This is a genomic window from Pseudomonas sp. JL27(2026), assembly GCF_056933555.1.
The window spans coordinates 6,007,496-6,019,772 of sequence record NZ_CM167794.1 but is presented as its reverse complement, the minus strand read 5'-3'; the positions used below and the strand labels follow the sequence as shown (position 1 = coordinate 6,019,772).

Here is a 12,277-nt window from a genome sequence, read left to right as displayed (position 1 = left end):
AACCTTTGAAAACTGAAAAGGGCTAGGTGTTGCTGGCCTCGACGAGCCACAGCGAAGGTTGCGCGGTCTGCGTGATTTCGCTGGTCGTGAACGTCTTGCCCGACGCCTCTCGGGTGGTGGCAACACGGCAGGCATCCAGAAACGCCGTGAGCAGGCCGGCCTTGACGGCAAAGTTCATGTTTTGCGCATCCGGGATCGTCGACGTCACCATGCCGACCACCGCGCCGCGGGTATCGAACAACGGGCTGCCGCTGGAGCCCGGCTGAATCGGCGCGGTGAACTGGAACAGGCTTGAGTCGCTGTGCAGGCCGAACAGCCCGGAAACGCCACCTTGGGTGACCTGCAAACCGCCGCCGGAAATACTCGCCAGCGGAAAGCCCAGCGCCACCACGGTTTCGCCCAAGGCGCAGCCGCTGCCATCGCTGAACGCGACGGACTTGAGGGCGGGTGCCTCATGGACCCGGAGCAGGGCGATGTCGTTTCGCCGGTCGACTACCACGGGTTCTGCCCGGTAGCGGCCTTCGAACGAGGTGATGTACAGGCTGCGCATGTCTTCGATGACGTGGGCGCAGGTCATGACGTGGCTGGTGCCGACCGCAAAAGCGGTGCCGGTTGCCGAGTCGCAGCGTCGCCCGCCGTCGCTTGCGCGGCGGGTCGGATGGCTGTCATCGACGTCCAGGCCGATGCGTCGGCCAAAGGCTGACAGCCCATAGGCCGAACCTTCGGACAGCGCACGGAATTTCCACTCGGCATTGCGGCGGTAGAACTCGCCGAGAATGATCGAGGATTCGCCGTTGTCGCGCAGGTTCAGTTTGTATTCGATGTCGCTGCCAATGGTCAGCCGCAGACCCTGCATATCGCTGACCGGACCGGCCGCCGAATAGGTGTAGGCCAGCAGCAGGACCCGATCACTGCCCGCGGGGAGTTTGTCCAGGTTGAGGGCACAACCGACCTTTTCCGGGCCGTCGCTCCACTCCATCCATGACTGCTCCCGATGCAGCAGGGCAGGCTCACCTTTGGACTGGCGTTTGTCGTCGACCGGGAGCAGCGCCACGGCGGCGAACTCGCCGAAGACCGAAGTCCGTTCACACTCTAATATCCATGTGCTCTGTGCACCTGGAAGAGGGGTGTTTGCGCCAGGCGCGAGCACCTTCATCCGAATCTCTCCTTGAACAGGCACACAGTGAAATCACTGATGGCAAATTCCAATTATAAAATCAAGCCGTTGCCGAAACGGCAACGGTAATTGCTTTGACACAAACATTATTGCGCCAATTTGTTTCCGGTTCTGTAAGCCCCAGGCGCCGTGTGGCGAAAATCCCGGCCAGGTTCACACCTGCGTGCCGCGTATAACCCACGCCGCCAGAGTACCTTGGGTTGATTTCCAGCAGATGAGGCTGCCCGTGGTCGTTGTCGCGGGTCTGTACATTAACCAGACCGTCGCACTTGAAGTGCTCGGCAGCCCGGATTGCCAGACGAACGGCATCGGTATCACGCTCGAACGTCTGATTCAGCCCTTCTTTGCGACGGCCGACACTGGCGATAACCTTGCCATTCTCGCACACCATGTCTACCGAACACTCGCTTCCGGCCATATAGGGCATGACCAGCATCGGCGGACGCTCGGCGGCCTGTTGATAAGCGTGCAGGTAGGCCTGGAAACTGGTTTGCCGTGCATCCGGGTCGGCAAAGCAACTGAAGGCGTCCGCTTCGGCTTTGAAGCGCCAGAAACCCTGGCCATAGATGCCGACGGTCGGCTTGATGCAAACCTCGCCAGAGGTTGCCAGGGTTTCATAGGCGCTGATCAACTCGGCGGCGTTGGTCGCCGTGATGGCCGGTATGCACGCCAGGCCCGTGGCCTCGCACTCGGCGGTAAAGCGGCTTTTGTCATCGACACAGGCGAATGTCTCCATCGACATGCCGCCCGTGACCAGGGTGATGCCCTCGGCCTCGAACAGCGCCCGCCGCGCTTCGTAGAATCCGCCGATGCGCCCTGCCAGGATCACCTTGATCCCGTGTTCCCTGGCGGTTTGCAGGACCCAGTCGATGCGCGCCTCGTTATCCAGCGGCTCTTGCAGGCTGACATCTGCCTGGCTCGTGATCTCCGGGCGCTGGCGGCGGTGCGAGGCGAAAATCCGTACATCGGCAGGCAATGCCTCGCGTGCGCCCATGAGCACATCACGCTGGCTCGATTGTCCCTCAAGAAACCAGATCACTAGGATCTCCTTAAAAACCGTGTTGCCTGAAAAAGGCTGATAGAGGCCGGCCCGGTGCAAAGGCACCGCAGACGAAAGGGTGTGTATCGGTTGACGTGGCAACCCCGGCAAGTGGCAGGGTACGCAAAACGTACACCGGGACTGTCACCGGTGAAAGTGTGAAAAGTGTTACACAATCAGCGTGCAAAGTGTCCATGGAATCCGGGTCAGTTTCGTCTGGGGTTGCATGAAGACGCCCCGCTGGCAGGCGATGCAGGGCTTGGGTAATTCCCTTTTACAGAGGTGGGTCCTTGGACAGATTTCAGGAAATGCAGGTTTTCGTCGCGGTTGCCCAGGACCAGGGGTTTTCGGTGGCTGCGCGGCGTCTCGGGATGTCGGCGGCCAGTGTCACGCGGGCGGTGGCGGCGCTGGAGGCGCGCATCGGCACGCAGTTGCTCACGCGTACCACCCGGCGCGTTTACCTGAGCGAGGCAGGCCAGCGTTACCTGGAGGATTGCCGGCGCATTCTCACGGAGATCCAGGAAGCCGAGGCGTCGGCCGCTGGCAGCCATGCCCAGCCCCGAGGGCAACTGACGGTCACCGCGCCCGTGTTGTTTGGCGAGTTGTTCGTCACGCCGGTGATGGTCGGTTATCTGGACCGCTTTCCTGATGTCAGCATCAATGCCTTGCTCGTCGACCGTGTGGTCGGGATGGTCGAGGAGGGCGTCGATGTGGCGGTGCGCATTGGTGAGCTGCCGGACAGCGGCCAGCACGCAATCCCGGTCGGCGAGGTGCGCCGGGTGATCTGTGCATCGCCGGCGTTTCTCGCGGCCCAGGGACGGCCTCGACACCCTGAGGAATTGCGTCAGGCCCAGGTGGTGGCGCCGTCTTCGATCGGGCAGTTCAAGAGTTGGCAGTTCCTTGAGGACGGCCAAATGCTGAGCGTTCGCCCCGAGCCGCGTTTGGTGGTCACCGCCAATCAGGCCGCGATCACGGCCGCGTGCCTGGGCTGGGGGCTGACGCGGGTGCTGTCCTATCAGGTGGCCAGCAAGGTGGCGGCCGGTGAGCTGGAAATCGTCCTGCAAGACTTCGAACTGCCGCCGTTACCGATCCATGTGGTGTATCAGGGTGGGCGCAAGGCGCCGGCACGGGTTCGCAGTTTTGTGGATTTCGCGGTGAAGGCCCTGCGGGAACACCCGGCGTTGCGTGGCTGAGGCGTTGTTGCGCGGGCTGAAATAATGGATTGTGTTTTCTGGCTATTCTGTTGTTTTTCTCGCGGGTAGAAGATGGCTTCCATCGGCGCGGCCCGTTCCTGGACTGCGCGATCACCCTGCGGAGTCGACCATGCCCCAGCACGCCATCAAGCTCTATCACTTCCCGTTGTCCGGCCACGCCCACCGCGTCGAGCTGATGTTGTCGCTGCTCGGCCTGCCGATCGAAAAGATATTCGTTGATCTGGCCCACGGTGCTCATAAACAGCCGGATTTCCTGGCATTGAACCCGTTTGGCCAGGTGCCGGTCATCGACGATCAGGGCATGGTGCTGGCCGACTCCAACGCGATTCTGGTGTATCTGGCGCGCCAGTACGGCAATGGCCGTTGGCTGCCCGGCGATCCGGTCGGTGCCGCCAGGGTTCAGCGCTGGTTGTCGGTGGCTGCCGGGCCGATAGCCTCGGGGCCGGCCACTGCACGGTTGATCACCGTGTTCGGCGCGCCCTACAACGCTGAGGAGGTGATCGCTCGTTCCCACAACCTGCTCAAGGTGATGGATCAGGAGCTGGCCAGCCGCAGTTTCCTGGTCGGCGAAGAACCGACCATCGCCGACATCGCCGCTTACAGTTACATCGCCCATGCGCCGGAAGGCAACGTCTCGCTGGCTGACTACGGCAATGTGCGGGCCTGGCTGGCGCGGATCGAAGCCTTGCCGGGGTTCGTGGGTATGCCGCGTACGGTGGCGGGTTTGCAAACCGCCTGATGAGGTGATGGCTCGGCGCCGTCGGGCTGACCACACTGCGCCGCGCGCAGGAGGAGAACCGTGATGGACATGTCACCTTGGCATGCTGGCGAGAAACGGTTGCAGGCGCATGTCGGCGTTGCCGAGCGCATGGAGGCCTTGGGGCACCGGTTGATCCGGCACGAGCTGCCGGATCAGCATCGCCAGTTTTATCGGCAATTGCCGTTCATGCTCTTTGCCAGTGTCGATGTCGACGGTAACCCTTGGGCCAGCATCCTCGAAGGTCCGCCGGGGTTCGCCCATTCCCCAGCCCCGTCACTGTTGCAACTCGACAGCCTGCCGGCAGCCGATGACCCGGCGCAGGTGCAGGTGGGGGCGGCGATGGGTTTGTTGGGGATCGAGTTGCATACCCGTCGGCGCAACCGCCTCAACGGCCGGGTCAGTGCTGTCGGGGCCCACGGCCTGAGCGTGGCGGTCGAGCAGGCGTTCGGCAATTGCCCGCAGTACATTCAGTTGCGCCAGTTTGAACGGGTGCCGCTGGCCGACCCTTCGACCCGCCTCGCACAACGCCTGAATAGCCTGGATGACGCGGCCACGGCGATGATTCGGCGCACCGACACTTTCTTTGTCGCCAGTTACGCGGTTGTGGATAACTCGCGCTGGGTGGACGTTTCCCATCGCGGCGGGCAGGCCGGTTTTGTTCGGGTCGATGGTAATTGCCTGACGATCCCCGATTTTGCCGGCAACATGCACTTCAATACCTTGGGTAACCTGTTGCTCAATCCGCGTGCCGGGTTGCTGTTCATCGACTTCACCACGGGCGATGTGTTGCAGGTCAGTGGCCGCACGGAAATTGTTCTCGACGGGCCGCAGGTCGAGGCCTTCCAGGGCGCCGAGCGGTTGTGGACGCTGCATGTCGAGCAGGTGGTTCGGCGGCCGGCCGCGCTGGGTTTGCGCTGGCGTTTCGACGGGATGTCGCCCAACAGCCTGAAGACCGGCACCTGGACTCAGGCGTAGGAAAAGGTTTTTTCCTCCAGCAACTCTTCATACAACTCGGTCCATTTGCGGCCCATTTCGTCGGCGGTGAACAACTGCCGGTAGCGCGCCTGGGCCTTGGCACCCATTTCGGCGGCACGCGTGGGGTTTTCCCACAGGGTGCGCATCGCTTCGCGAAAGGCCTGTGGGTTGCTGGGTGGGACCACCAGGCCGGTTTCGCCGTGGATATTGATGTAGCTGGTGCCGGTGCCGATTTCGCTGGAGATCATCGGTTTGCCGTACATCGCGCCTTCCAGCAACGAGATACCAAATGCTTCGGAACGCAGGTGCGAGGGGAAGACCACGGCGTAGCTCAGTTCCAGCAACGCGACTTTGTCCTCGTCTCCCAAACGCCCCAGGAAGTGCAGGTTTTGCAGTCCAAGGGCGGTGGCTTGGGCATGCAACTGCGCTTCAACGGGACCTGCGCCGACAATCACCACCGGGTAGTTCAAGCCCTGCATCGCTTCGAGCAGGATGTGCAGCCCTTTGTAATAGCGCATGACACCGACGAACAGGAAGAACCGATCGCCCAATCGCTCCCGCCACTGGGCCTGACGCTCGGTCGAGGGCTGTGGATAAAGTGCTTTGTCCAGGCCATAGGTGATCACCCGGGTCTTCTCCCGGTAGGCTTGCAACACGTCACTGGTGTGCAGGTAGTTGGGGGAGGCCGCGACGATTCGGTCGGCGCTGTCCAGGAATCGGCGCATCAGCGGGCGGTAGAGTTTGAGCAGGTTTTTCTGGCGAATGATGTCCGAGTGATAACTCACCACGCAGGGTTTCTTCATCGCGGTACAAAAATGCACCACGTCCATGAACGGCCAGGGAAAGTGGTAGTTGACGATGTCTGCTTCGGCCGCCAGCTCGCGAAACTGTTTGATGACGCTGTAGGAAAACCCGCTGGAAGCCAATTGCAGGTCAAGCTTGGCCTGATGCACCTGATGCTGGCCGATATGCAGCGGAACGGGCGAGGGGGCCGGGCTCAAAGTCAGGACGTGGCTGTCCACGCCGTGGCGTGCGCTGCTTTCGCACATCTGGAAAATGACCTGTTCGATCCCGCCCATCGAGTCGGGCAGGTACGTTTTGTAAAAGTGCAGGACACGCATTCAACCTCCCATAGCCTGACGGTACGCTTGAGCGGTGACACTCGCACAGCGTTGCCAGGAAAACAGCTTCGCGCGCTGCAAACCTGCCTCGCGACAGTGCAGCCAATACACGTGATCGTCGATCAGGCGTGCCATCGCCTGGCTCAACCCGTCGACATCGTCCGGTTCAATGTAAGTGCCGGCATCACCCGCAACCTCCGGCATCGCCGAGCGGCGGGTCAGGATCACGGGTGTTCCGCTGGCCATGGCTTCCAGTACCGGCAGGCCGAAGCCTTCATAGCGCGACGGAAACACCAGCCCACGGGCACCGGCCACCAGATGCGCGACTTGTTCGTCCGGCAGGTATCCGAGCAGCCGCACGTGCCCCCAGGACAGGCTTTTGCGCAACGTGTCGCTGAACTGCCCTTGCTCCCAACCGGCCATCCCGATCACCAGCAACGGGAAACGTTGACGCACGACTTCGGGCAACTGCCCATGAGCTTGTAGCGCCAGTGACAGGTTTTTGCGCGGTTCCAGGGTCCCCACGCACACCCAATATTCCTGTGGCCTTACGCCGAGCGGGCGCAGGGTCGGCAGCAAGGCTTCATCGCTGCGTGGATGAAAGCGTGCGGCCACCCCGAGTGGTGCGACCACGAAGCGCTCGGCGGGAAGGTTGAAGTGCTGCTGGGCTTCGTCGGCGATGAACTGCGAGTCGGTCAGGATCAGCCGTGCGTGCTGTACGCCATGGGCGAGGCGCCGTTCGATTTCCTTCAAGCGCGCCGGCGGCTGGGTCGCGGGGAAATGCAGGTGGGTCAGGTCATGCAGGGTGATCAGGGTCGGCCCCTTGAACGCCAGCGGCCACAGGCTCGGTTCGTGATAAAGGTCAATCGCCTTCGGCAGACCGTTGTCGAAACGCCACTGCTCCAGCCAGCGCCGGGCCTGGTAGGCGCCGGGGATCTGGCGCAGCCAGGGCGTCAGCCGTGAGTAACCGGGCATCGCGGCCTCCGGCAGCGCGGTGTTCCAGCCCCAGCCGTGAAACAGCGACAGCTCAAGGTCTGGCTCATGCCGCAGGGCCGTGACCAACTCGGCCAGGTAGTGGCCGATGCCGGTGCGTGGCGCCTGGAGCACTCGGGCGTTAAGGGCTATCCGCATGTTGCCTCTGCCCTTTTGGGGTTTTCTTCAGGTGACGCATCACCCGTTCGACCAGTTGCGCACTGGCCTCGCGCCAACCGAGCCAGTGCCATTGATCAATGCTGCGAGGCGCCGCAAAGGCGCCGGTGCGCTCCATGTCGAGTACCCGCGTGGTCAGGCTTTGCGGGTCGGCCAGGTCGAAATAGACCATGAATTCGCCGCCAATTTCGCGAAACACCGGAATATCGCTGCCCATCGCCGGCAAACCGCGCTGCATCGCTTCCACCAGCGGCAAGCCAAAGCCCTCGACATAAGACGGGAATACCAGCGCCGTGGAGCGGGCATACGCGTGCTCCAGGCTGCGGTCCGAGAGGCTGTTGAACATGAACAGACGTTTGTTCAGCTCGGGGTGGCGGCGGATACGCTCGATCAACGCGTCGCACTTCCAGCCAATGCGTCCGGCGATGCACAGGCGTGCACGTGAGCCGGTGGCCCAGGCCCGTTCGAACGCGTCGAGCAAATACGCATGGTTCTTGCGTGGCTCAATGGTGCTGACCATCAGAAACACCGGGTCCGGGCTCTGGAACATCCGCTCAAGGCCTGGGTCGACCGCAGCGGCTTCGTCCGTCAGGTCCAGCTCGGAGCCCAGATGGAAGTGGTCGAACCAGCGTTGCTCGACCTGTTTGGCGCCCACCCGGCGCAGCATTTCTTCGCGCACCTGGTCGCGAATGGTCGTGGAAATCGCGACGTAGCCGTCAGCGGTGCGGGCAATCCAGTCGAACCAGTCATTGAACACGCGCACCAGCCCGGCGTCGCAGAACTGCGGATGGGTCAGCGGGATCAGGTCATAAATCACCGACACGATGCCCACGCCGTCACGCTTGAGCTGCTCGGCCAGGGGAAAGAAATCGGCGTGCCACGATGAGTCGAGCAACACCAGTTGATCCCCCGGCTGATGCTGCAAGGGCGCGCAGCGTGCCGGGATGTCGTCCTTGTTCAGCAGCCGGTCGAGGATACGCATCGGGATGCTCAGGCATAGCGCCGCCGCCACTCGGCACCCCATGTACAGCAGCCGACGGGCGAACCGCGACCGGTGAAACGGCCAGCGTCGCTCAAGGGTACGTTGGCGTAACCAGAAGGCATTCGCCCAGTGTTCCAGGCGTACCCGCAGGCTCATCAGGTCAAAGGTCGGCGTGGGCAACGGTGCCAGGCTCAGTACCCGGTAGAGCTTGCCGTTGAGCATCACCACCGGAATGCATTCGTGCTCACCGTCGGGTGCGGGCAACTCGCGAATGACGTTGCGCACCACGCGTTGAATCCCGGAATTGGCCTGGGGATGCTCGAACACGTAAGTGCATTCGACCAACAGTCGCGTCATGGTGCGATCTCCCGTGTGGCCGGTTCGAGCGGGGCGGGAAGGGCGCGGCTGATGCTGGTTTGCGCATCGAGCCAGGCGCAGCCGACGAAGTCTTCCTGACGGTTGTTGATGACGTGGAACACCAGGCCGTAGTCGCGCCATTCGAAGTTGCGGTCCAGGTGTGAGTCTAGCCGCGACAGGCTCAGGGCCACCGAGTAGCTGCCCTTGCCCAGGCGCAGGGTGAAAGCGAACCGGTAGGTCACGTGTTCGCCGGCCTTGAGGTCGGTCAGCGCCTGATCCAGTCGGTGGGTGTTGATGCCGTACATGGGCTGGCCGAGGCGGTCCTTGATCATGAAACCGAGCACCAGCCGCTCGATGTCCTGGCGCACCTCGACCTGCACCTCCAGCACCATCGGCTGGCCGACCTCGGCGACCTCCACTGAACGCTGGCGCTGATCCAGCAGGCGCACGCTGAGAATGCCGGCCTCACCGGTGCCGGAGATGGTCTGCACCTGGCCGTTGGCGAGCATTTCCTGGCGAACGGTCTGGCCCTCGCGTTCGGCGAGCATGGCGTTGTAGTAGTCCATTACTTCTTCGGGTTTGCCGCGCAGGGCAACACGGCCCTGTTCCAGAAGAATCGCGGTGTCGCAGATCGACTGGATCGCCGAGCGGTCGTGGGACACGATCAACAGCGTGGTGCCGTCCCGGCGGAAACTGCGGATGCGTTCGAAACTCTTGTGCTGAAAATAGGCGTCGCCCACCGACAGCGCCTCGTCGACGATCAGGATGTCCGGGCGCCGCGCGGTGGCGACGCTGAACGCCAGGCGCATCTGCATGCCGCTGGAATAGGTGCGCACCGGGTGATCGATGGCCTCGCCGATTTCGGCAAAGGCCTCGATGTCCGGCATCAGGGCTTCAATGTCTTCGAGCTGCATACCCAGCAACTGACCGGCCATGAAGGCATTCTGGCGTCCGGTGAAATCGGGGTGGAAACCCATGCCCAGCTCCAGCAGCGCGGCGACCCGGCCTTGTAGCTGGATATGCCCGCAGGTGGGTTGGGTGGTGCCGGTGATCATTTTCAGCAGGGTGCTTTTGCCCGCGCCGTTGACCCCGACAATGCCCACCGCTTCGCCCGGCTGGATCTCGAAGTCGACGTCTTGCAGGATCCAGTGCAAGTGATGCCGTGGTCGGGAGAACGGCACCAGCCATTCGAACAGCCGGCTCCAGCGCGTGGGGTATTGCTTGTAGGCCTTGCCCAGGCCCGTGACGCGTATGTGCCCCATCAGAGTTCGTCCACCATTTCACCGACCCGCTGGCGGAAGAGCCGCAGCCCCATCACGCAGAACAGCACGCCGATCACCAGCAGCGGTGTCAACGAACTCCAGACCGGCCACTGGTTGTAGAGAAACAGGTTCTGGTAACTGTGCATCAACGCGGTCATGGGGTTGAGCGCCAGCAGGCGCTGGATCGGTTCGGGCAGGATGGTCATCGGGTAGACGATCGGCGTCAGCCAGAACCAGAACTGCAGGCAGATCCCGAAGAACTGCCCGACATCACGAAAGAACACGTTCAGCACCCCAAGAATCATCCCCAGCCCGGCGCAGAAGATCACTTGCAGGAGCAGCAGCGGCACCAGCGCCAGCAATGCCATGCCGGGCAGGCGCCCGGTGATCAGCAGAAAGCCCAGGAACAGCCCGAGAATGATCGCGAAGTTGACGGCCGCATTGAGCAGCACGATCACTGGCAGGCAGATACGCGGGAAGCTGATTTTCTTCAGCAGGTTGGCGTTTTCCAGAAACATGCTCTGGCTGCGCAGGGTGATTTCGGAAAACAGCCCCCAGGTCAGCAGGCCGGCACACAGGTAGACGCTGTAGGCCAGGCCGTCATCCACGCCCGGCAAGCGGGCACGCATGATCTGGGAAAACACCACGGTGTAGACGAGGATCATCGACAGCGGGTTGAGTACCGTCCAGAGGGCACCAAACAGTGAGTTACGGTAACGCGACTGGAACTCTCGCTTGACGCTGCCCAGGATGAACCCCCGGTAACTGCGCAGCGAGCGGTACAGGTTGAGCAGCATTCAGACCGTCCTGCCGTACTGGTCTTCAAAACGCACGATGTCGTCTTCGCCCAGGTATTCACCGCTTTGCACTTCGATGATGACCAGGTCGATGACCCCGGGGTTTTCCAGGCGATGCTTGTGGCCGGCGGCAATGAAGGTCGATTCATTCTTGGCCACCAAATGGGTGCCGGTGCCGTTGTTGGTGACCTTGGCCATGCCTTCGACCACTACCCAGTGTTCGTTGCGGTGGTGGTGCATTTGCAGGGACAGCGCGGCACCGGGCTTGACCACCAGGCGTTTGATCTTGAAGCGCAAACCTTCCTCGAGCACGGTGTAGGTGCCCCACGGACGGCTGACCGTGCGGTGCAGGCGGTAGGTTTCGTGCTGTTTGTCCTTGAGCTGCTTGGCCACGCGTCGCACATCCTGCGTGCGGTCGGCGTGGGCGATGAGCACGGCGTCGGCGGTGTCGATGACGATCAGGTTATCCACACCCACGGTGGCCACGAGTCGGCCGTCGCTGTGTACGAAGTTGTCATGGCTGTCGATGAACAGCGCATCGCCGCTGGCGCGGTTGTTTTGCGCATCGGCCGGGACCAGCGCCGCAACCGCACCCCAGGAGCCGATGTCGCTCCAGTCGAAAGCGGCCGGGATCACCACGACCTTTTCGGAACGCTCCATCAAGGCGTAGTCGATGGAGATGTCCGGCATGTCGGCGAAATGCACCGCCGACAGCTCTTGTTGCAGGCAACCACCGGCCTGCACCGCAGCGCTGGCCGCAATGCAGGCACGGGCCTGTTCCAGCAGTTGTGGTGCGTGAATTTCCAGTTCGGCCAGCAAGGTCACGGCCGAGAAGCAGAACATTCCCGAATTCCACAGGAAGTTGCCGCTTTCCAGGTAATGGGTGGCGGTTTGCAGGTCAGGCTTTTCGACAAAGCGCTGCACGGCGGCCGCGCCGCGTTCGTCCAGGCGTTCGCCGCGCTCGATGTAGCCGAAACCGGTGTCCGGCGTCGTCGGGATCACCCCGAATGTCACCAGGTATCCGTCCCTGGCCAGGTTGACGGCGTGTTCGACTGCGCTGTTGAGTGCCTCTTCATTCTGGATCAGATGGTCGGCGGGCATCACCACCAGAATGGCGTCGTCACCGTGCAACTCATGCAGCGCCAGGGCGGCGGCTGCAATGGCGGGGGCGGTGTTGCGGCCCATGGGTTCGAGGATGAAATGCCCGCGATGGCGGTCCAGCCGTGCGTCCTGGTAGTGATCCTTGCTCTGGAAGTAGTAGTCGCGGTGGGTCACCGTGACGATATCGCCACTGCTGCCCTGCAACCCGGCAGCCCGTTGATAGGTTTTGCCGAGCAGCGTCTGGCCGTCGGGCAGCACCATGAACGGCTTGGGATGGTCTTCACGCGACACTGGCCAAAGCCTTGTTCCGGCCCCGCCGGAAAGAATCACTGGGATGAGCATG

Annotated in this window: 10 protein-coding genes and 1 pseudogene; 3 read left to right on the top strand and 8 right to left on the bottom strand. The window is 62.5% G+C overall.

From position 1 onward, the window contains the following. Nucleotides 1-22: 22 nt before the first annotated feature. Nucleotides 23-1,156 (bottom strand): trypsin-like peptidase domain-containing protein, encoded by a 1,134-nt coding sequence (locus AC1Z1G_RS27635; protein WP_483623794.1) that lies wholly within the window; start codon nucleotides 1,154-1,156, stop codon nucleotides 23-25. A gap of 61 nt (nucleotides 1,157-1,217) precedes the next feature. Beyond that, entirely contained in the window at nucleotides 1,218-2,216 is a 999-nt protein-coding gene (locus AC1Z1G_RS27630; protein ID WP_483623793.1) for an ATP-grasp domain-containing protein, read from the bottom strand. Nucleotides 2,217-2,506: 290 nt separating this feature from the next. Here AC1Z1G_RS27630 and AC1Z1G_RS27625 point away from each other — a divergent pair, with 290 nt between their 5' ends. From AC1Z1G_RS27625 to AC1Z1G_RS27615, 3 genes and pseudogenes are all read left to right on the top strand, one after another. Further along, nucleotides 2,507-3,409 (top strand): LysR family transcriptional regulator, encoded by a 903-nt coding sequence (locus AC1Z1G_RS27625; protein WP_483623791.1) that lies wholly within the window; start codon nucleotides 2,507-2,509, stop codon nucleotides 3,407-3,409. 130 nt (nucleotides 3,410-3,539) lie between these two features. Further along, entirely contained in the window at nucleotides 3,540-4,169 is a 630-nt protein-coding gene (locus AC1Z1G_RS27620; protein WP_483623789.1) for a glutathione S-transferase family protein, read from the top strand. Nucleotides 4,170-4,232: 63 nt separating this feature from the next. Beyond that, a pseudogene (locus AC1Z1G_RS27615) lies at nucleotides 4,233-5,162 on the top strand (FAD-binding oxidoreductase); the annotation flags it as partial. On the opposite strand, the gene AC1Z1G_RS27610 reads toward AC1Z1G_RS27615, so the two are convergent. The 6 genes from AC1Z1G_RS27610 to AC1Z1G_RS27585 are packed head-to-tail and all read right to left on the bottom strand — an operon-like array spanning nucleotide 5,156 to nucleotide 12,276. After that, a complete protein-coding gene (locus AC1Z1G_RS27610; protein ID WP_483623787.1) occupies nucleotides 5,156-6,286 on the bottom strand; it encodes a glycosyltransferase family 4 protein in 1,131 nt (376 codons plus the stop codon). The pseudogene AC1Z1G_RS27615 and the gene AC1Z1G_RS27610 sit on opposite strands and share 7 nt — an antisense overlap. Continuing rightward, nucleotides 6,287-7,417, bottom strand: coding sequence for a glycosyltransferase family 4 protein (locus AC1Z1G_RS27605; protein WP_483623785.1), 1,131 nt, complete (start codon nucleotides 7,415-7,417; stop codon nucleotides 6,287-6,289). It abuts the gene before it with no gap. Beyond that, nucleotides 7,401-8,774 carry a glycosyltransferase family 4 protein gene (locus AC1Z1G_RS27600; RefSeq protein ID WP_483623783.1) on the bottom strand — a complete coding sequence of 458 codons (1,374 nt, stop codon included), beginning with the start codon at nucleotides 8,772-8,774 and terminating at the stop codon, nucleotides 7,401-7,403. The genes AC1Z1G_RS27605 and AC1Z1G_RS27600 overlap by 17 nt, the downstream gene beginning before the upstream one ends. Beyond that, nucleotides 8,771-10,036, bottom strand: coding sequence for an ABC transporter ATP-binding protein (locus tag AC1Z1G_RS27595; protein ID WP_483623781.1), 1,266 nt, complete (start codon nucleotides 10,034-10,036; stop codon nucleotides 8,771-8,773). The genes AC1Z1G_RS27600 and AC1Z1G_RS27595 overlap by 4 nt, the downstream gene beginning before the upstream one ends. After that, complete coding sequence (locus AC1Z1G_RS27590; protein WP_347902861.1) at nucleotides 10,036-10,833, bottom strand: ABC transporter permease; 798 nt, start codon at nucleotides 10,831-10,833, stop codon at nucleotides 10,036-10,038. The genes AC1Z1G_RS27595 and AC1Z1G_RS27590 overlap by 1 nt, the downstream gene beginning before the upstream one ends. Continuing rightward, nucleotides 10,834-12,276: a mannose-1-phosphate guanylyltransferase/mannose-6-phosphate isomerase gene (locus tag AC1Z1G_RS27585; RefSeq protein WP_483623779.1), complete on the bottom strand. Its 1,443-nt coding sequence runs from the start codon at nucleotides 12,274-12,276 to the stop codon at nucleotides 10,834-10,836. Between the last annotated feature and the right edge of the window lies 1 nt (nucleotide 12,277).